The 19635-nt window shown below is 43.2% G+C and carries 17 protein-coding genes and 1 pseudogene; 15 read left to right on the top strand and 3 right to left on the bottom strand.

What is annotated here, in order from left to right:
• The first annotated feature begins 152 nt into the window (after positions 1 to 152).
• From Q4A91_RS07510 to Q4A91_RS07490, 5 genes and pseudogenes are all read left to right on the top strand, one after another.
• Positions 153 to 611: a CtsR family transcriptional regulator gene (locus tag Q4A91_RS07510; protein WP_001211263.1), complete on the top strand. Its 459-nt coding sequence runs from the start codon at positions 153 to 155 to the stop codon at positions 609 to 611.
• Between the two features lies 1 nt (position 612).
• Positions 613 to 3045 (top strand): ATP-dependent Clp protease ATP-binding subunit, encoded by a 2433-nt coding sequence (locus Q4A91_RS07505; protein WP_303212462.1) that lies wholly within the window; start codon positions 613 to 615, stop codon positions 3043 to 3045.
• 145 nt (positions 3046 to 3190) lie between these two features.
• Positions 3191 to 4251 (top strand): annotated as a pseudogene (locus Q4A91_RS07500) (AAA family ATPase).
• A gap of 9 nt (positions 4252 to 4260) precedes the next feature.
• Positions 4261 to 5040 (top strand): nicotinamide riboside transporter PnuC, encoded by a 780-nt coding sequence (gene pnuC, locus Q4A91_RS07495; protein ID WP_303212459.1) that lies wholly within the window; start codon positions 4261 to 4263, stop codon positions 5038 to 5040.
• A 1-nt stretch (position 5041) separates the two neighbouring features.
• A complete protein-coding gene (locus Q4A91_RS07490) occupies positions 5042 to 5815 on the top strand; it encodes an NUDIX hydrolase (protein ID WP_303212457.1) in 774 nt (257 codons plus the stop codon).
• 43 nt (positions 5816 to 5858) lie between these two features.
• On the opposite strand, the gene Q4A91_RS07485 is transcribed toward Q4A91_RS07490, so the two are convergent.
• Positions 5859 to 6089 carry a hypothetical protein gene (locus Q4A91_RS07485; RefSeq protein ID WP_303212455.1) on the bottom strand — a complete coding sequence of 77 codons (231 nt, stop codon included), beginning with the start codon at positions 6087 to 6089 and terminating at the stop codon, positions 5859 to 5861.
• Between the two features lie 264 nt (positions 6090 to 6353).
• On the opposite strand from Q4A91_RS07485, the gene Q4A91_RS07480 reads away from it, so the two are divergent.
• Positions 6354 to 7037, top strand: coding sequence for a hypothetical protein (locus Q4A91_RS07480; RefSeq protein WP_303212452.1), 684 nt, complete (start codon positions 6354 to 6356; stop codon positions 7035 to 7037).
• Positions 7038 to 7102: 65 nt separating this feature from the next.
• Here Q4A91_RS07480 and dusB read toward each other — a convergent pair whose 3' ends face one another.
• Positions 7103 to 8083 (bottom strand): tRNA dihydrouridine synthase DusB, encoded by a 981-nt coding sequence (gene dusB / locus Q4A91_RS07475; protein ID WP_303212449.1) that lies wholly within the window; start codon positions 8081 to 8083, stop codon positions 7103 to 7105.
• Positions 8070 to 8942 carry an Hsp33 family molecular chaperone HslO gene (gene hslO, locus Q4A91_RS07470; RefSeq protein WP_303212447.1) on the bottom strand — a complete coding sequence of 291 codons (873 nt, stop codon included), beginning with the start codon at positions 8940 to 8942 and terminating at the stop codon, positions 8070 to 8072. Before hslO ends, dusB begins: the two co-directional genes overlap by 14 nt.
• A gap of 164 nt (positions 8943 to 9106) precedes the next feature.
• On the opposite strand from hslO, the gene Q4A91_RS07465 reads away from it, so the two are divergent.
• The 9 genes from Q4A91_RS07465 (at position 9107) to dltD (ending at position 19533) form a co-directional block, all read left to right on the top strand.
• Positions 9107 to 10534, top strand: coding sequence for a helix-turn-helix domain-containing protein (locus Q4A91_RS07465; protein ID WP_303212445.1), 1428 nt, complete (start codon positions 9107 to 9109; stop codon positions 10532 to 10534).
• Positions 10535 to 10690: 156 nt separating this feature from the next.
• Complete coding sequence (gene glpK / locus Q4A91_RS07460) at positions 10691 to 12199, top strand: glycerol kinase GlpK (RefSeq protein WP_303212441.1); 1509 nt, start codon at positions 10691 to 10693, stop codon at positions 12197 to 12199.
• A gap of 51 nt (positions 12200 to 12250) precedes the next feature.
• The gene (gene glpO / locus Q4A91_RS07455; protein ID WP_303212440.1) at positions 12251 to 14077 is read left to right on the top strand and encodes a type 1 glycerol-3-phosphate oxidase; all 1827 of its coding nucleotides are present in this window, start codon (positions 12251 to 12253) and stop codon (positions 14075 to 14077) included.
• Positions 14078 to 14146: 69 nt separating this feature from the next.
• Entirely contained in the window at positions 14147 to 14851 is a 705-nt protein-coding gene (locus Q4A91_RS07450) for an MIP/aquaporin family protein (protein WP_125457083.1), read from the top strand.
• 224 nt (positions 14852 to 15075) lie between these two features.
• Positions 15076 to 15207: a teichoic acid D-Ala incorporation-associated protein DltX gene (locus Q4A91_RS07445; protein WP_008276434.1), complete on the top strand. Its 132-nt coding sequence runs from the start codon at positions 15076 to 15078 to the stop codon at positions 15205 to 15207.
• A 20-nt stretch (positions 15208 to 15227) separates the two neighbouring features.
• The gene (dltA, locus tag Q4A91_RS07440; protein ID WP_303212437.1) at positions 15228 to 16778 is read left to right on the top strand and encodes a D-alanine--poly(phosphoribitol) ligase subunit DltA; all 1551 of its coding nucleotides are present in this window, start codon (positions 15228 to 15230) and stop codon (positions 16776 to 16778) included.
• Positions 16775 to 18019 carry a D-alanyl-lipoteichoic acid biosynthesis protein DltB gene (gene dltB, locus Q4A91_RS07435; RefSeq protein ID WP_303212436.1) on the top strand — a complete coding sequence of 415 codons (1245 nt, stop codon included), beginning with the start codon at positions 16775 to 16777 and terminating at the stop codon, positions 18017 to 18019. The genes dltA and dltB overlap by 4 nt, the downstream gene beginning before the upstream one ends.
• Positions 18020 to 18032: 13 nt before the next feature.
• Positions 18033 to 18272, top strand: a complete 240-nt coding sequence (dltC, locus tag Q4A91_RS07430) for a D-alanine--poly(phosphoribitol) ligase subunit DltC (RefSeq protein ID WP_000351972.1) — start codon at positions 18033 to 18035, stop codon at positions 18270 to 18272.
• Positions 18265 to 19533: a D-alanyl-lipoteichoic acid biosynthesis protein DltD gene (gene dltD, locus Q4A91_RS07425; RefSeq protein WP_303212434.1), complete on the top strand. Its 1269-nt coding sequence runs from the start codon at positions 18265 to 18267 to the stop codon at positions 19531 to 19533. The genes dltC and dltD overlap by 8 nt, the downstream gene beginning before the upstream one ends.
• Positions 19534 to 19635: the final 102 nt, after the last annotated feature.

Below are 19635 nucleotides of genomic sequence, written 5' to 3'. Positions count from 1 at the left end.
CTATGGAAATTATGGAGCTTTTTGAATACACAAAAAGTCCCATAAGATTTATAATAATCTTCGCAACTCGCTCCCTTTTCCTTTAAAAAAATCAAAAATTTCGGTATAATAGTCAAAGATAGTCAAGGTTCAGAGAAGGAGTTTGGTTTACTATGAGATTTAAAAATACATCAGATCATATCGAAGCCTATATCAAGGCTATTTTAGACCAGTCTGGTATCGTGGAATTGCAGCGGAGCCAGTTGGCAGATACCTTCCAGGTTGTACCGAGTCAGATCAACTATGTCATCAAGACACGCTTTACGGAAAGTAGAGGTTACTTAGTTGAGAGTAAACGAGGTGGTGGAGGCTACATTCGCATAGGGCGTATTGAGTTTTCTAGTCATCATGAGATGCTCCGCGATTTGCTTTACTCGATTGGTGAGCGAGTTAGTCAGGAGATCTATGAGGATATTCTCCAGCTTTTGGTGGAGCAGGATTTGATGACCAAGCAGGAAATGACCTTGCTGACTTCAGTAGCAACGGATCGTGTCTTAGGGGAAGAATCTTCAGTTGTCCGTGCAAATATGCTCAGACAGCTATTACAAGAGGTAGATAGAAAAGAGAAGTAAGATGAACTATTCAAAAGCATTGAATGAATGTATCGAGAGTGCCTACATGGTTGCTGGTCATTTTGGAGCTCGTTATCTAGAGTCTTGGCATTTATTGATTGCCATGTCCAATCACAGTTACAGTGCGGCAGGTGCGACTCTAAATGATTATCCATACGAGATGGACCGTTTAGAAGAGGTTGCGTTGGAACTGACTGAAACCGACTATAGCCAAGATGAAACTTTTACGGAATTACCCTTTTCCCATCGTTTGGAGGTTCTCTTTGCGGAAGCAGAGTATGTAGCCTCAGTGGTCCACGCAAAGGTACTAGGGACAGAGCATGTCCTCTATGCGATTTTGCATGATGGCAATGCCTTGGCGACTCGCATCTTGGAGAGAGCAGGTTTCTCTTATGAAGACAAGAAAGATCAGGTCAGAATTGCTGCTCTTCGTCGCAATCTAGAAGAGCGTGCTGGTTGGACAAGAGAAGATCTTAAGGCTTTGCGTCAACGTCATCACACAGTAACTGACAAGCAAAATTCCATGGCCAATATGATGGGCATGCCTCAGAATCAAAGTGGCGGTCTAGAGGACTACACACATGACCTGACGGAGCAAGCGCGTTCTGGCAAGTTAGAGCCAGTTATCGGTCGAGACAAGGAAATCTCACGTATGATTCAGATTTTGAGTCGAAAGACCAAGAACAATCCGGTCTTGGTTGGAGATGCGGGTGTCGGGAAAACAGCTTTAGCACTTGGACTTGCCCAGCGTATTGCTAGTGGGGATGTACCAGCTGAAATGGCAAAGATGCGCGTTCTAGAGCTTGATTTGATGAATGTCGTTGCAGGAACACGTTTCCGTGGAGATTTTGAAGAGCGTATGAACAACATCATCAAAGATATCGAGGAAGATGGCAAAGTGATCCTCTTTATCGATGAACTCCACACCATCATGGGTTCTGGTAGCGGTATTGACTCGACTCTGGATGCGGCCAATATCTTGAAACCAGCCTTGGCTCGCGGAACTCTGAGAACAGTTGGTGCAACCACTCAGGAAGAATACCAAAAACACATTGAAAAAGACGCAGCTCTTTCTCGTCGTTTTGCAAAAGTGACGATTGAAGAGCCAAGTCTAGCTGACAGCATGATCATTTTGCAAGGTTTGAAGGCTACCTATGAGAAACACCACCGTGTGCAAATCACAGATGAAGCTGTTGAAACGGCTGTCAAGATGGCGCATCGTTACTTGACTAGTCGTCACTTACCAGACTCTGCCATCGATCTATTGGATGAAGCGGCAGCAACAGTGCAAAACAAATCTAAGCATGTGAAAGCAGACGAATCCGACTTGAGTCCAGCTGACAAGGCCTTGATGGATGGCAAGTGGAAACAAGCTTCCCAGCTAATCGCAAAGGAGCAGGAAGTCCCTGTCTATAAAGACTTGGTGACAGAATCCGATATTTTGACCACCTTGAGTCGCTTGTCAGGGATTCCAGTCCAAAAACTAACTCAGACTGATGCCAAGAAATATCTTAACTTGGAAGCGGAACTGCACAAACGTGTCATCGGCCAAGATCAAGCTGTTTCAAGCATTAGTCGTGCCATTCGTCGCAATCAGTCAGGTATTCGTAGTCACAAGCGTCCGATTGGTTCCTTTATGTTCCTAGGGCCGACGGGTGTCGGTAAGACCGAATTGGCAAAGGCTCTGGCAGAAGTTCTCTTTGATGACGAATCAGCCCTTATCCGCTTTGATATGAGTGAGTATATGGAGAAATTCGCAGCTAGCCGTCTCAATGGAGCTCCTCCGGGCTATGTAGGCTACGAAGAAGGTGGGGAGTTGACCGAGAAGGTTCGCAACAAACCTTATTCTGTGCTCCTCTTTGATGAGGTAGAGAAGGCTCACCCAGATATCTTTAATGTCCTCTTGCAGGTTCTGGACGAAGGTGTCTTGACAGATAGCAAGGGGCGCAAGGTGGACTTTTCAAATACCATTATCATCATGACGTCAAACCTTGGTGCGACTGCTCTTCGTGATGACAAGACGGTCGGCTTTGGCGCGAAAGACATTCGTTTTGACCAGGAAAATATGGAAAAACGAATCTTTGAAGAGTTGAAAAAAACTTATCGACCAGAGTTTATAAACCGTATTGATGAAAAGGTGGTCTTCCACAGTTTGGATAGCGAACACATGCAAGAAATTGTCAAGATTATGGTGAAACCATTGATTGCTAGCCTCGCTGAGAAGGGCATCGACTTGAAACTGCAAGCTTCAGCCCTGAAGTTACTAGCTAGTCACGGTTACAATCCAGAAATGGGAGCTCGCCCACTTCGCAGAACCCTGCAAACAGAAGTGGAGGACAAGTTGGCAGAACTTCTTCTTAAGGGAGAATTAGTGGCAGGAAAGACCCTCAAAATCGGTGTCAAAGCTGGTCAATTAAAATTTGATATTGCTTAAAAATAGAGAATCAGGAGCAATCCTGATTCTTTTTTACTACTTTTTTATAAAAAATGATAAAAAGCTATTGACGAAACAAAAATATAGTATATAATAAAAACATAGAAAATAAAAATATCAAAAATTATAAAAAGGTAAAGCGTTTATGAAAAAGAAAACAGCAGTGGTATTTGGGACCTTTGCCCCTCTTCATCAGGGTCATATCGATCTGATCCAGCGAGCGAAGCGTCAGTGTGACCAGGTCTGGGTAGTTGTTTCAGGCTACGAGGGAGACCGAGGGGAGCAGGTAGGTTTAAGTCTTCAAAAACGATTTCGCTATATCCGAGAGGCTTTTCGTGATGACGAATTGACCTCTGTCTGCAAGCTGGATGAGACCAACCTTCCCCGTTACCCTGTGGGGTGGCGCAGGAGTGGTTGGACCAGATGTTAGCAGAGATTTCCTATGATGAAACCCAGCAAGAACTGATCTTCTTTGTGGGAGAAGAAGAATACCAGCAAGAGCTAGCTAAACGTGGGTTTGGCACCGTCTTGCAAGAAAAAAAGTTTGGTATCTCAGCGACTATGATTCGAGAAAATCCAAGCAAATATTGGAAATACATCGCTCAACCCTTCCGACGTCAGTTTACAAAGAAAGTCTTGATTATGGGAAGTGCCAGTAATGGGAAGACCACTCTAGCCAAGGATTTGGCAAGGTATTACGATGCGCCCGTTAGTCTGGAATACGCGCGTGAGTACCAGATCAAAAACAATGTCCGCGACGATGAATTGACTCCAAAGGATTACTACTATCTCCTGTTGGGACAGTATGACCAGACCTCTAAGTTAATCGATAGTAATGCCAATAGAGGCCTTGTGATAGCCGATACCAACTCCTTGGTAACCAAGGGCTACTATGACTATTACATGGAGACTGAGGACCAAGAGGACTTATCAGGAGAAACCTTTGACAATCTCTTTGCCTCTATCTTGGCCAAGGAAAAATGGGATTTGATTCTCTTCGTGCAACCTGTCGGCTCCTATGTCAATGACGGATTTAGAGATATGACCATGGCAGAGGACCACATTCGCTACAGTTTTTCCCAGCATTTGGACCAAATGAGGGAGCGATACTTAACCACCATTCCTTTAGTTTATCTAGCGGAGGATTATCTAGGCAATTATGAAGCAGCAAAAGTGGCTATCGATGCCATTTACCAAGCAGATTAGGAGAAAATGATGAAAACAGTAACTAAAAAAATCACACAATTTATCGAAAACTTTAAAAATGTCCATGCTGAAGCCCGCAAGATTGGTTTTGCAGGAATCATGCGCTTGCTATGGAAAGATCTCTTTGTCGGCCGTAGCCTTTTCCAGTGGTTGTATCTCATCGCCCTGTCAAGTGTTCCCTTGATCTTAGAGTTCACGCAAAATACAGAAAGCCATGACTGGTTGAGCTTGTTTGCATCTTGGACTGGGATTGTCTGTGTTATCTTGGTAGCAGAAAGGCGTGTAAGCAATTATCTCTTTGGGGCTATTAACTCAGCTATCTATTTGATTTTGGCCATGAATGCGACTTTTTATGGCGAAGTTTTGACGACTGTTTACTTCTTTGTCATGCAGCCAATTGGTCTCTATGCTTGGCTGTCCAATCGTATCAATGAACAGGAAAAACCAGAAGAAGACCACTTTGAAGCTAAGAAATTATCTGTACTTGACTGGCTCAAGTACTTAGCCTTGACTGCCATTATCTGGATTGGTATGGGCTTGGCTTATCAAAGTATCAATAGCGCCCGTCCATTCCGTGATAGTGTTACTGATGCGACCAATGGTGTTGGTCAGCTCTTGATGACACGTCTCTACCGTGAGCAATGGATTTTCTGGATTGCAACCAATCTCTTTAGTATTTATCTCTGGTGGGGTGAAAATATCCACGTCCAAGGGATGTACTGGGCTTACACACTCAATAGTCTAGTGGGTTGGTACCAATGGACTAAGGCAGTTCGAAAGGAGGCATAAGATGGCAGACATAAAGATTCCAGCCGGGATGACGGAAAAAGAATATTATGAAATCCATGCCAGTCAGGAGGAGTTTTTAGACTGGTACCACAAGCAGGAACTCCCTCAATATGAAAAACCAAGTGTGACAGTGGATATGGTAGCCTACTGCTTTGTCGAAGGAAAGATCAAGCTCTTGCTGATCCGTCGCAAGGCTCACCCTTATCAAAACTGTTTGGCTTTGGTTGGAGGCTTTATGGACAAGGGAGAAGATGCTGCACATGCTTGTCAGCGCGAGGTGAGAGAAGAAGTCAATCTCGATCTACCTTTGGAGAAAATCGAGCAATTGATGACCGTATCGACTCCCGGGCGTGATCCGCGGGGTTGGACGGTGACCATTGCTCACTTAGTGTACCTGCCTAGTCGTGCATTAGACTTCGTTCAGGCAGGTGACGATGCCAAGGATGTGGTTTTTGTAGATGTCGATTTCCAGACAGGCAAATGCTACCTTGAGGGAGTCGAGCTGGACGAGAGAGCCTTCGCCTTTGACCATTATGCCATTATCCAAGAATCCATCAAACGAATCCAAGGCCGCCTCGACTGGAACCCGACCTTCCTTTATCTGCTGGAGGAGGAGTTCACTGTCTACGAAGGAACTGAACTGGTCAATCTCATCAATCCCGGTCGCCCAATTGTCAGCAATAACTTTCTCGTAAAATACGGCGAATATGTAGAAGAAGTCGGACTCAAACGAGTACCCAAAAAGAAACCAAGAAAAACCTATCGATTGAAATAAAGAGGTCGGGAACTTTTCCCGATCTCTTTATTTATCATCATTTTTATGAATGGCTATCTTTCTTAGAATTGCTCAACAGGTGAGTAAAGAAGTCTTTATATCGATACTTTAGATAGTTCTCGTGCAAAAATAACAAAGCGATATAAACAATCATAAAGATTACAGTCAGATAGAAGACATCAAATGCAGTTCGCGCATAGTAAGTGGCTGATTGATAAGAGCCAATAGCTCCCAAAATCAACCAAGGAAGATACTTATAATACTTATTTAGCATAAGAGTGCACCTCCTGTATTCTATTTCAATGTTATTATATTCCTTTGTCTAACATAATGCAAGCGATTACACAAGAGCGATGCAAAAAATAGGACTCTAATCTAAGAAATTTTCTATTTTTCTGTTTTATTACGAATAGAAATAGTAGAGAGAAATTTTTTAAAATAGTTTCTCTAAATAGTTGACAGATTCAAGGCCTAATGTTACAATCATATTACAAAAAGATTTCTTAACATTTCAAAAGTGTTACAAAGGAGTAGAAAAATGAAAAAGAAAACCTATATCAAATTGATGGCAGCGACTGTATTGGCTTCTACCTTGCTACTAGGAGCTTGTGGAAATAAAAACGAAACCACTCAAACCAGTAGCTCTACAAAGACAAGTCAATCATCAAGCTCTAAAGCAGCTTCTTCTAGCAAAGAAAGCAAGACTCAAAAATCTTCAAGCTCAGCTTCATCTGAAAAGGCTCAGGCATCCTCAGGTCAGTCTTCTACAACGCCAGATCAGTCACAAGCGAAACCAGCACCTGAATCAAGACAAGAACAAGCAGCTCCTAGTCAACAAGCCCCATCTCAGGCACCTTCAACTCAGCAAGGTTCTCAAGCTCAGTCTAACCAGTCAGACTATGATCCAACAACTGACCGCCAACTTCAAGACAAGCAAGCAGAACACAACAAACGCTACAAGGGTGTTTTAACCATGGTCGATGGTGATTTCTCAGCAGCTGCAGGCAACTGGAAGGGAGCAAATGACGAAACTATTACGGTTTCATCAGGGGGCCAATTTACAGTAGAAACTGCAGATGGAAAGAAAGAAAACTATTCTATCAGAGGCTACTCTTACACACTTGATGATGGCAAGTATAATGCCAAAATAGGTGGAGGAAAAATCATCCAAATTACAACAGGTGCGGATGGTAAAGTTTCGAGCGTTGCCTTGATTCAATAATAGTACCTAGGTCTTCCTAGGAGCTAAAAAACCGTAAACTCAAGCGAGTTACGGTTTTTTGTGTATTATGCTTTGTCTAATTGCAAGAGGGCTTCAATCTCTGCTAGGGTGCTAGCTTGTGAAATGGCTCCACGAAGTTTAGCAGCGCCAGATGTTCCCCGGAGGTAGTGCGGAGCGAGGCCGCGGAATTCACGAACGGCTACGTTTTCTCCTTTGAGGTTAATCAAGCGTTTCAAATGTTCGTAGGCGATTTTCATCTTATCTTCAAAGGTCAAATCAGGGAGAATTTCTCCTGTTTCAAAGTAGTGGTTGATCTGGTTGAAGAGATAGGGATTACCCATAGCTGCGCGACCAATCATAACTGCGTCAGCCCCGACTTCTTCGATACGCTGTTTGGCTTCTTGGACCGTACGGATATCACCATTTGCGATAAATGGAATCTTGGTCAAAGCTTGAGCAACCTTGTGTAGGGTCTCGAGGTCTGCGTGACCAGTATACATTTGTTCGCGGGTACGGCCATGCATAGCGAGAGCAGAAACACCTGCAGCTTCAGCAGCGAGGGCATTCTCCACGGCCAGGGATGGATCAGACCAACCAGTACGCATTTTGACAGTGAGGGGGATATCAAGGATAGATTGGACCTTGTTGATAATAGAGTAGATCTTGTCTGGGTCCTTGAGCCACATAGCGCCAGCTTCATTCTTCACGATTTTGTTAACTGGGCAACCCATGTTGATATCGACGATATCAGTCTTGGTGTTTTCTTGGATGAATTCTGCTGCGCGTGCGAGGCTATCTTCATCGCTACCAAAGAGTTGGATAGAAACAGGGTTCTCTCCTTCATCGATATGAAGCATATGTAGGGTTTTTTCGTTGTTGTATTGGATTCCCTTGTCAGAGACCATTTCCATGACAACGAGTCCAGCTCCGAGCTCTTTTGCGATGGTGCGAAAGGCTGAGTTGGTGACACCAGCCATGGGTGCTAAAACGGTACGATTGGGAATCTCAACATTGCCAATCATAAAAGGTGTATTAAGATTTGTCACGAATGAGTTCCTCCAGATCGTTTTCATCAAAGTTATAAGTAGTTTGGCAGAATTGACAAGTGATTTCTGCCCCGTGGTCTTCCTCTTTCATTTCCTCCAGGTCTGAATTTGGAAGGCTGGCAAGAGCGTTCATAAAACGATCTTTGCCGCAGTCACATTGGAAACGGATTTCTTCTTCAGATAGACGTTTGTAAGATTCGTCACCATAGATGGCCTTGAGAAGGGCTTCGATATGGTCATCGCTTTCCAGAAGGGTTGAGATGGCTGGCATTTCTTGGATGCGTTTTTCAAAGCGAGCAATCTCTTCTTCCTTGGCCCCTGGCAATACTTGGAGAAGGAAACCTCCGGCAACTTCGACCTTGTCGTCTTTATCCAAAAGAACATTGAGCCCGACTGCTGAAGGGGTTTGTTGGCTTTCAGTCAGGTAGTATGCCAAGTCTTCACCGATTTCCCCAGAGATGAGGGGAGTCATGGAGTTGTAGGGATTTCCAGTACCGTAGTCTGTGATAACGAGAAATTGGCCATTGCCGACAAAAGGACCGACTAGGACTTCACCCGTTGCAGTCTTTTTGATGTCAACACCAGGATTTTGAACGTAGCCTTTGACGTTTCCCTTGGTATCTGCAACCGTGATGATGGCACCGAGAGAGCTCGTTCCAAGAACTTTAACAGTTAGTTTAGTATTTCCTTTTTCATTGGCTGCGAGAATTTGGCTAGCGATAAGGGTGCGACCAAGTGCGATGGTTGAACTGGCTTGGGTTTGATGTTTTTCTTGAGCAGTGCGGACGGTTTCAGTACTATCAAGGACAAAAGCACGAAAGGCTCCGCTTTCTGATATTGTTTTAATAATTTTATCCATGGCTACTATTTTAGCATAAAAATGCCCAAAAGGGGAGCTGTGTGTTTGCTGTTTCTGAGGAATTATGACGAGAAAATCGGCCTTAAAATAAAATGAGAAACAGATTATTTCAGCATTTGAAAGATTTATGCTATGCTTGTAGGAGAAAATGAAAGGGGTAACAAATGTATTTAGGTGATTTGATGGAAAAAGCCGAATCTGGTCAATTTTTAGTCCTTTCCTTTCTGTTACAAGATTCGCAGACAACCGTCAAGGAAGCCATGGAAGAAACAGGCTTTTCAAAGGCGACTCTAACCAAGTACATTTCTCTGATTAACGAAAATGCCTTGGAAATAGGACTAGAGCTGACCATCCACTTGGAAGATGAAAATCTGCGTTTGTCGATTGGTGCAGCCACAAAGGGGAGAGAGATTCGGAGCTTGTTTCTAGACAATGCCATTAAGTACCAAATTTTGGTTTACCTTCTCTATCACCAACAGTTTCTAGCTCATCAGTTGGCTCAAGAATTGATGATTAGCGAGGCCACGCTTGGTCGCCACTTAGCTAGTCTAAATCAGATTTTGTCAGAGTTTGACTTATCCATCCAAAATGGCCGTTGGCGAGGTCCGGAGCATCAGATTCGCTATTTCTATTTCGGCCTTTTCCGCAAGGTCTGGTCCAGTCAGGAGTGGGAAGGTCACATGCAGAAAGCTGAGAGAAAACAAGAGATTGCTACCCTAGAAGAAATCTGCGGTGCTAGCTTGTCTTCAGGTCAGAAATTGGACTTGGTTCTCTGGGCTCACATCAGTCAACAGCGCCTTCGGGTCAATGCTTGTCAGTTTCAAGTCATAGAAGAAAAAATGCGGGGGTATTTTGACAATATTTTCTACTTTCGTTTGCTTCGAAAGGCTCCGTCCTTTTTTGCTGGGCAACACACCCCTCTAGGAACTGAGGACGGTGAGATGATGGTATTCTTTTCATTTCTCCTTTCCCATCGTATCTTGCCCCTTCATACTATGGAGTATATCCTTGGTTTTGGAGGGCGGTTAGCCGATTTGCTGACGCAATTGATTCAAGAAATGAAGAAGGAGGAGCTACTGGGTGACTACACAGAGGATCATGTCACCTATGAACTCAGTCAGCTTTGTGGTCAAGTTTATCTCTACAAGGGCTATATCTTGCAAGATCAGTACAGATACCAGACAGAGAATCGCCATCCCTATTTGCTGATGGAACATGATTTTAGAGGGACTGCAGAGAGAATTTTTCATGCTATACCTGCCTTTCAGCAGGGGACGGATTTGGATAAGAAAATTCTCTGGGAATGGCTCCAGTTGATAGAATATATGGCTGAAAATGGTGGTCAACATATGAGGATTGGTCTAGATTTGACATCTGGTTTCCTTGTCTTTTCTAGGATGGCTGCCATTTTGAAACGGTATTTGGAATACAATCGTTTCATTACTATTGAAGCCTATGACCCCAGTCGACATTATGATTTGTTAATTACCAACAACCCGATCCATAAGAAAGAACAGACTCCGGTTTATTATTTAAAAAATGATTTGGATATGGAGGATTTGGCGAAGATTCGTCAGATGCTCTTTGCCTAAAAGGCCTGAATTTTCAGGTCTTTTTTGTGAAATTCGCACAATCTCCTCACATTTTTTTAAAATTTTAAAAAAATTGATAAACAAGAAAGCGCTTTATTTTGTATACTAGTTACTGTAAAGAGGAACCCCCTCAAGATTTTATCAGGAGGACAGCACATGTCACAAGAAAAATACATCATGGCCATTGACCAAGGAACGACCAGTTCTCGTGCCATCATTTTTAACAAAAAAGGAGAAAAGGTCAGCTCTAGTCAAAAAGAGTTCACTCAGATTTTCCCTCAAGCAGGTTGGGTTGAGCACAATGCCAATGAAATTTGGAACTCCGTTCAGTCAGTTATCGCGGGTGCTTTCATCGAAAGTGGTGTGAAACCAAGTCAAATCGAGGCCATCGGGATTACCAACCAGCGTGAAACAACTGTCGTTTGGGATAAGAAAACAGGTCTCCCTATCTACAATGCTATCGTTTGGCAATCACGCCAGACAGCACCTCTGGCTGAACAACTAAAAAGCCAAGGTTATGTGGAAAAATTCCATGAAAAGACTGGTTTGATCATCGATGCTTACTTCTCTGCTACCAAGGTTCGTTGGATTTTAGACCATGTAGAAGGTGCTCAAGAGAGAGCTGAAAAGGGTGAATTGCTCTTTGGTACAATTGATACTTGGCTGGTTTGGAAATTGACTGACGGCGCAGCTCACGTGACCGACTACTCAAATGCAGCCCGTACCATGCTCTATAACATTAAAGAACTCAAATGGGATGATGAGATTTTGGAAATCCTCAACATTCCGAAGGCTATGCTTCCAGAAGTTCGTTCTAACTCTGAAATCTACGGCAAGACTGCTCCATTCCATTTCTACGGTGGAGAAGTACCAATTTCAGGTATGGCTGGGGACCAACAGGCAGCCCTCTTCGGTCAGTTGGCCTTTGAACCAGGTATGGTCAAAAATACTTATGGAACAGGTTCTTTCATCATTATGAACACTGGTGAAGAGATGCAGTTGTCTGAAAACAACCTTTTGACAACGATTGGTTATGGAATCAACGGCAAGGTTTACTATGCCTTGGAAGGTTCTATCTTCATCGCAGGAAGTGCCATTCAGTGGCTTCGTGATGGACTTCGCATGGTTGAAAATTCACCAGAGTCTGAAAAATATGCTCTCAATTCTCACAACAATGATGAAGTTTATGTCGTACCTGCCTTTACAGGTCTAGGGGCTCCATACTGGAACCAAAATGCTCGTGGTTCGGTCTTTGGCTTGACTCGTGGAACAAGCAAAGAAGACTTTATCAAGGCTACTCTGCAATCCATCGCTTACCAAGTACGCGACATCATTGATACCATGCAGGTGGATGCCAAGACTGCTATTCAAGTTCTCAAAGTCGATGGCGGTGCTGCTATGAACAACTTCCTCATGCAGTTCCAGGCTGACATTTTGGGAATCGACATCGCACGCGCTAAAAACTTGGAAACAACTGCCCTAGGAGCAGCCTTCCTAGCTGGTTTGGCAGTGGGTTACTGGAAGGATTTGGATGAGTTGAAACTCTTGAACGAGACAGGAGAACTCTTTGAGCCATCCATGAACGAATCGCGCAAGGAACAACTCTACAAGGGCTGGAAGAAAGCTGTGAAAGCAACTCAAGTCTTTGCGGAAATCGATGACTAATAACAACTAATACTGGGAGAATAAAGTGACTCAGTTAGAAAGTGTGTAAATATGGAATTTTCAAAGAAAACACGTGAATTATCAATTAAAAAAATGCAGGAACGCACCTTGGATCTCTTAATTATCGGTGGAGGGATTACAGGAGCTGGTGTAGCTTTGCAGGCGGCAGCCAGTGGTCTTGATACTGGTTTGATTGAAATGCAGGACTTCGCAGAAGGAACATCTAGCCGTTCAACAAAATTGGTCCACGGAGGTCTGCGTTACCTTAAACAATTTGACGTGGAAGTGGTATCAGATACAGTTTCTGAACGTGCAGTGGTTCAACAAATCGCTCCACATATTCCAAAACCAGATCCAATGCTCTTGCCAGTTTACGATGAGGATGGAGCGACCTTTAGCCTTTTCCGTCTCAAAGTAGCCATGGACTTGTACGACCTTTTGGCAGGTGTTAGCAATACGCCAGCTGCTAACAAGGTCTTGAGCAAGGATCAAGTCTTGGAACGTCAACCAAACTTGAAGAAAGAAGGCTTGGTAGGAGGTGGAGTTTACCTTGACTTCCGTAACAATGATGCGCGTCTAGTGATTGAAAACATCAAACGTGCCAATCAAGACGGTGCCCTCATTGCCAACCACGTTAAGGCAGAAGGCTTCCTCTTTGACGAAAGTGGCAAGATTACAGGTGTTGTAGCTCGTGATTTGTTGACAGACCAAGTCTTTGAAATCAAGGCTCGTCTGGTGATTAACACAACAGGTCCTTGGAGCGACAAGGTACGTAATTTGTCCAATAAGGGAACCCAATTCTCACAAATGCGTCCAACTAAGGGAGTGCACTTGGTAGTGGATTCAAGCAAGATCAAGGTTTCACAGCCAGTTTACTTTGACACAGGTTTGGGCGATGGCCGTATGGTCTTTGTTCTCCCACGTGAAAACAAGACTTACTTTGGTACAACGGATACAGACTACACAGGCGATTTGGAACACCCAAAAGTGACGCAGGAAGATGTAGATTATCTACTTGGTATTGTCAACAACCGCTTCCCAGAAGCCAACATTGCCATTGATGATATCGAAAGCAGCTGGGCTGGTCTTCGTCCATTGATCGCAGGCAATAGCGCTTCTGACTACAATGGCGGCAACAACGGAACCATTAGCGACGAAAGCTTCAATAGCTTGATTGCGACTGTCGAGGCATATCTATCGAAAGAAAAAACGCGTGAAGATGTTGAATCTGCTGTCAGCAAGCTTGAAAGCAGCACATCTGAGAAACATTTGGATCCATCTGCAGTTTCTCGTGGTTCGAGCTTGGACCGTGATGATAATGGCCTCTTGACCCTTGCTGGTGGTAAAATCACAGACTACCGTAAGATGGCTGAAGGAGCTATGGAGCGCGTAGTCGATATCCTCAAAGCAGAATTTGACCGTAGCTTTAAACTGATCAACTCGAAGACTTATCCTGTTTCAGGTGGAGAATTGAACCCAGCAAATGTGGACTCAGAAATCGAAGCCTTTGCTCAACTTGGAGTTTCACGTGGTTTGGATAGCAAGGAAGCTCACTATCTCGCAAATCTTTACGGTTCAAATGCACCGAAGGTCTTTGCCCTTGCTCACAGCTTGGAGCAAGCGCCAGGACTCAGCTTGGCAGATACCTTGTCCCTTCACTATGCAATGCGCAATGAGTTGGCTCTGAGCCCGGTTGACTTCCTCCTTCGCCGTACCAACCATATGCTCTTCATGCGTGATAGTTTGGATAGCATCGTTGAGCCAGTTCTGGATGAAATGGGACGATTCTATGATTGGTCAGTAGAAGAAAAAGCAGCCTACCGTGCGGATGTTGAAGCAGCTCTTGCTCAAAACGATTTGGCAGAACTAAAAAATTAAAAAATGGAAAAGAAGTGGAGGGTAGCATTCCTTATCGCCCGCCCCTTCTTTTATAATGGAGACAAAGATATGATGAAAGAATTATTTGGAGAATTTTTGGGGACCTTAATCCTCATCCTTCTAGGAAATGGTGTTGTAGCAGGCGTGGTTCTTCCCAAAACCAAGAGCAATAATTCAGGATGGATTGTGATTACTATGGGATGGGGAATTGCTGTAGCCGTTGCGGCCTTTGTATCTGGCACGCTCAGTCCAGCCCACCTAAATCCAGCTGTGACGTTTGCGATGGCCTTAAAAGGAACGCTCTCTTGGGGTTCTGTTTTCCCTTATATCCTAGCCCAATTCGCAGGAGCGATGGTGGCTCAGATTTTGGTTTGGTTGCAATTCAAACCGCACTATGAGGCGGAAGAAAATGCAGGCAATATCCTAGCAACCTTCAGTACTGGACCAGCAATCAAGAACACAGTATCCAACTTGATCAGCGAAATCCTTGGCACCTTTGTTTTGCTCTTGACAATCTTTGCCTTGGGACTCTATGACCTTCAAGCCGGTTTAGGGACCTTTGCAGTGGGGACCTTGATTGTCGGTATCGGTCTTTCACTAGGTGGGACAACGGGTTATGCCTTGAACCCAGCTCGTGACCTTGGACCTCGTATCATGCACAGCATCTTGCCAATTCCAAACAAGGGAGACGGGGACTGGTCTTATGCTTGGATTCCAGTTGTAGGACCTATTGTTGGTGCGGCCTTAGCAGTTCTCGTATTTTCACTTTTCTAAGATAAAAGAGTTATTGGCAACAGAGTTTGAGATGGAAAGCTCAGGCTCTTTTTTGATGGCCAAAACATTAATATTTTAACTTATCTTAAAATAAGCTAAAACCAATTTTTAAGTTATGCTAAACAGTTGAAAAAAAGGTTGATAAAGTGGTAAAATGTTAGGAAGATAAGATGCTAACAATACATACTGATAGTTAATAGAAATAATATATTAATGGATAGCTTATGAAAAAACAACGAAATTTACATGTATTCTTAGGCCGGACGGCTCTATATTTTGTAATCTTGCTTGGTTTGCTTTATTTTTTTAGTTACCTTGGTCAGAGCCAAGGCACCTTTATTTATAATGAGTTCTAGTTTAAAGGAGAAGAGGAACAGTGTCTAATAAACCGATAAAAGATATGATTGAAACGATTGAGCACTTTGCTCAAACGCAACCAACATATCCTGTCTACAATGTTTTAGGTCAAGAACATACTTATGGTGAACTGAAGGCTGATTCGGATAGTTTGGCTGCAGCTATCGACCAACTAGGCTTGCCTGATAAATCTCCAGTCGTCGTTTTTGGTGGTCAGGAATATGAGATGTTGGCTACCTTTGTAGCGCTAACTAAGTCAGGTCATGCCTACATTCCAATTGATAGCCATTCGGCCTTGAAACGAGTTTCTGCTATCGTAGAAGTTGCAGAGCCAAGCTTGATTATTGCTATCTCAGATTTTCCATTAGAGCAAACTAGCATACCGATGCTGAATTTGGAGCAAGTCCATGAAGCTTTTGCTCAAGCTTCCAGCTACGAGATGACCCATCCAGTAAAGGGGGATGACAACTACTACATCATCTTTACTTCTGGTACGACTGGTAAGCCTAAGGGAGTGCAGATCTCTCATGATAATCTCCTCAGCTTTACCAACTGGATGATTACAGATAAGGAATTTGCGACGCCAAGTCGTCCACAAATGCTGGCTCAGCCCCCTTATTCTTTTGACCTATCTGTCATGTACTGGGCACCGACCTTGGCACTTGGTGGCACGCTTTTCGCTCTTCCTTCAGCCATTACTCAGGATTTCAAAAAACTCTTTGCGACAATTTTTTCCTTGCCCATTGCTATCTGGACCTCAACACCGTCCTTTGCAGATATGGCCATGTTGTCAGAAGACTTTAACAGTGAGAAAAGGCCAGGAATCACGCATTTCTACTTTGATGGTGAAGAATTGACGGTCAAAACAGCTCAAAAACTGCGTGAGCGTTTCCCAAATGCTCGTATTATCAATGCCTACGGTCCAACAGAAGCGACAGTAGCCCTGTCAGCTGTTGCCGTGACAGACGAGATGTTGAAGACTCTCAAACGCCTGCCAATCGGCTATACCAAGGCTGATTCTCCGACCTTTATCATTGATGAGGAAGGTCAGAAAGTTCCAAATGGTGAGCAGGGAGAAATCATCGTTTCTGGGCCAGCTGTTTCAAAAGGCTATATGAATAATCCTGAAAAAACGGCAGAAGCTTTCTTTGAGTTCGAAGGTCTTCCAGCCTACCACACAGGGGATGTAGGAACGATGACAGATGAGGGCTTGCTTCTCTATGGTGGACGCATGGATTTCCAGATTAAGTTTAATGGTTATCGCATTGAGCTTGAAGATGTCTCTCAAAACCTCAACAAGTCTCGCTTTATCGAGTCTGCTGTTGCTGTCCCACGTTATAACAAGGACCACAAGGTACAAAATCTACTGGCCTATGTCATCCTAAAGGATGGTGTCCGTCAGCAGTTTGAGCGTGATATCGATATTACCAAGGCTATTAAGGAAGATCTAGCAGATATCATGATGTCCTATATGATGCCTTCTAAGTTTCTTTATCGAGATAGTTTGCCGCTAACGCCTAATGGTAAAATTGATATCAAGGGCTTGATCAATGAGGTAAACAGCCGATGATGGAGCTTTATAAACAGCTACCTCATTTGGAACCTTATGGTGATCTTCAGTACTTTTTATACGTAATTGCTGCGACTTTACCTATCTTTATTGGTCTTTTTTTCAAGAAACGTTTTGCCTTGTACGAGGTGCTCGTTAGTCTCTTCTTTATCGTCACCATGTTGGTCGGTGGAAAGACGAATCAAATAAGCGCTCTTATCCTTTATGTTATCTGGCAAGTACTTCTTGTATCTTTCTACAAAAGGTACAGGAAACAACGGGATAGTAAATGGATATTTTACCTGGTTAGCTTTCTATCCCTATTGCCAATCGTCTTTGTGAAAGTATCTCCTGCTATTCATGGACCTCAATCTTTGTTTGGCTTTTTAGGGATTTCTTACTTAACCTTTCGTGCAGTTGGGGTTATCGTTGAGTTGAGAGACGGTGTCATCAAGGATTTAACGATTTGGCAATTCTTACGTTTTCTTCTCTTTATGCCGACTTTCTCAAGTGGTCCCATTGATCGTTTTAAACGTTTCAATGAAAATTACGAGACCATTCCTGAGCGGGATGAGCTGATGGATATGCTAGAAGAGGCTGTCAAATATATCATGCTTGGCTTCCTCTACAAGTTTATCTTGGCTCACATTTTAGGAGAGACATTATTGCCTCCGCTGAAAAATTTGGCCTTGCAGACAGGTGTTTTTTTTAACCTCTACGCTTTAGCGGTCATGTACACCTTTGGTCTGGAGCTCTTCTTTGACTTTGCGGGCTACTCTATGTTTGCCTTAGCCATTTCAAACTTGATGGGTATTCATAGTCCTATCAACTTTAACAAGCCCTTTTTGTCAAGGGATTTAAAAGAGTTTTGGAATCGCTGGCACATGAGTCTGTCTTTCTGGTTCCGTGATTTTGTCTTTATGCGGATGGTCATGGTGTTGACCAGAAAGAAGGTCTTTAAAAATCGCAATGTGACCTCAAGTGTAGCCTATATTCTCAATATGCTGATTATGGGATTTTGGCATGGTGTGACCTGGTACTACATCGCCTATGGACTTTTTCATGGGATTGGATTGGTCATCAATGACGCTTGGGTTCGTAAGAAAAAAGCGCTCAATAAAGAACGGAAAAAAGCTGGAAAGGGTTCCTTACCTGAGAATCGCTGGATTCAGTTGCTTGGCATGGTTGTCACCTTCCATGTCGTGATGGTTTCATTCTTAATCTTTTCTGGATTTTTGAATGATTTATGGTTTAAAAAATAAAAGGATATAAAAAATGGATATCAAATCAGAAGTTATTGAAATTATTGATGAGTTGTTTATGGAAGATGTTTCTGACATGATGGATGAAGATCTTTTTGATGCCGGTGTCTTGGATAGCATGGGAACGGTTGAATTGATTGTTGAGATTGAAAACCGTTTTGACATTCGTGTTCCAGTGACGGAGTTCGGTCGTGATGACTGGAATACGGCTAATAAAATCGTAGAGGGTATTACGGAGTTGAAGAATGCTTAAACGCTTGTGGCTGATCTTCGGGCCTCTGCTTCTTGCTAGTATTCTTGTTTTCTTACTAATCTTTTTCTATCCAGGTACAACAAGCCATAATCTGACGGAGGAAAAGTACTCGGCGGCTTCTGTTAGTGCAGAGAGTTTTAAAGAGAGAAGCCAAAAGGTAAGGGCTCTTACGGATCCAAATATGCGTTTTATTCCTTTTCTAGGGTCCAGTGAATGGATTCGATTTGATAGTGTCCATCCAGCTGTTTTAGCGGAAAAATACCATCGTCCCTATCGTCCTTACTTTCTAGGTCAAGCAGGAGCAGCCTCTCTAAATCAATATTTTGGTCTACAGCAAATTTTGCCAGAAATAGAGAATAAGCAGGCTGTATTTGTGATTTCGCCTCAGTGGTTTACGGAGACAGATTATGAACCCGCCGCGTTTCAGAGATTTTTTAACAGTGACCAATTGACAGCTTTTTTGGAAAATCAATCTGGTGATACTGCTGCAAAGCATGCGGCTATTCGATTGTTAAAGCAGAATCCTAATGTTGCATTAAAAGGCATTGTTCAAAAACTGTCAAAGGGTGAAGAATTATCAGATGTTGATCGGGTTGCTATTGATATTTTTGCGCGATTCAATGAAAAACAATCCGCTCTCTTTGGGCAATTCTCCATTCGAGGACAACTCAAGTACAAGGAACACGTGGAGAACTATTTAAAAGATCTTCCGGATCAATTTTCTTATGATGAGTTAGAAAAAATTGTTCGTAAGGACGCAGAAGCAAATACGACCAATAACGATATGGGGATGGAAAATCATTTCTATACGAGAGAGATTCAAAAGGATTTAAAAAAATGGGAAGGGTATCAAAAAAATTACAACTTCCTCAAGTCCTCTGAATACAATGATTTGCAGCTGGTCCTCAATCAATTTGCTAAGTCGAATGTCAATGTGCTCTTTGTTATTCAGCCGGTTAACAAGAAGTGGATGGAGTACACAGGGCTCAGTGAAGAGATGTACCAGCATGCAGTGGAGAAAATTCGTTACCAATTAGAAAATCAAGGTTTCACCAACATTGCTGACTTTTCTAAAAAAGGCGGAGATCCGTACTTTGTCAAGGATACCATTCATATTGGTTGGTTGGGTTGGTTGGCTTTTGATAAGGTTGTCAATCCCTTCTTGACTGATCCGACACCAGCTCCAGACTATAAGATGAACGACCGCTTCTTTAGCAAGGACTGGGCGACCTATGATGGGAATATCAAAGATTTCCAATAAAAAGAGTTAAAAGTTTGGGATTTGAACCCAAGCTTTTTTGTTTAAATGGGCTCTATGTCAACTGTAGTGGGTGACCTATAACTAAGCACGAGAGGAGACGAA

The organism is Streptococcus sp., assembly GCF_030528045.1.
In the GTDB taxonomy this organism is placed as follows: domain Bacteria; phylum Bacillota; class Bacilli; order Lactobacillales; family Streptococcaceae; genus Streptococcus.
Note: the sequence above shows the minus strand (reverse complement) of the source record. Positions and strands in the feature narration are given on the sequence as shown.

Excerpts from the sequence above, each read along its gene's own strand:
- Q4A91_RS07510 (WP_001211263.1), top strand. The coding sequence starts at position 153 with ATGAGATTTAAAAATACATCAGATCATATCGAAGCCTATATCAAGGCT.
- Q4A91_RS07505 (WP_303212462.1), top strand. The coding sequence starts at position 613 with ATGAACTATTCAAAAGCATTGAATGAATGTATCGAGAGTGCCTACATG.
- pnuC (WP_303212459.1), top strand. The coding sequence starts at position 4,261 with ATGAAAACAGTAACTAAAAAAATCACACAATTTATCGAAAACTTTAAA.
- Q4A91_RS07490 (WP_303212457.1), top strand. The coding sequence starts at position 5,042 with ATGGCAGACATAAAGATTCCAGCCGGGATGACGGAAAAAGAATATTAT.
- Q4A91_RS07485 (WP_303212455.1), bottom strand. The coding sequence starts at position 6,089 with ATGCTAAATAAGTATTATAAGTATCTTCCTTGGTTGATTTTGGGAGCT.
- Q4A91_RS07480 (WP_303212452.1), top strand. The coding sequence starts at position 6,354 with ATGAAAAAGAAAACCTATATCAAATTGATGGCAGCGACTGTATTGGCT.
- hslO (WP_303212447.1), bottom strand. The coding sequence starts at position 8,942 with ATGGATAAAATTATTAAAACAATATCAGAAAGCGGAGCCTTTCGTGCT.
- Q4A91_RS07465 (WP_303212445.1), top strand. The coding sequence starts at position 9,107 with ATGTATTTAGGTGATTTGATGGAAAAAGCCGAATCTGGTCAATTTTTA.
- glpK (WP_303212441.1), top strand. The coding sequence starts at position 10,691 with ATGTCACAAGAAAAATACATCATGGCCATTGACCAAGGAACGACCAGT.
- glpO (WP_303212440.1), top strand. The coding sequence starts at position 12,251 with ATGGAATTTTCAAAGAAAACACGTGAATTATCAATTAAAAAAATGCAG.
- Q4A91_RS07450 (WP_125457083.1), top strand. The coding sequence starts at position 14,147 with ATGATGAAAGAATTATTTGGAGAATTTTTGGGGACCTTAATCCTCATC.
- Q4A91_RS07445 (WP_008276434.1), top strand. The coding sequence starts at position 15,076 with ATGAAAAAACAACGAAATTTACATGTATTCTTAGGCCGGACGGCTCTA.
- dltB (WP_303212436.1), top strand. The coding sequence starts at position 16,775 with ATGATGGAGCTTTATAAACAGCTACCTCATTTGGAACCTTATGGTGAT.
- dltC (WP_000351972.1), top strand. The coding sequence starts at position 18,033 with ATGGATATCAAATCAGAAGTTATTGAAATTATTGATGAGTTGTTTATG.
- dltD (WP_303212434.1), top strand. The coding sequence starts at position 18,265 with ATGCTTAAACGCTTGTGGCTGATCTTCGGGCCTCTGCTTCTTGCTAGT.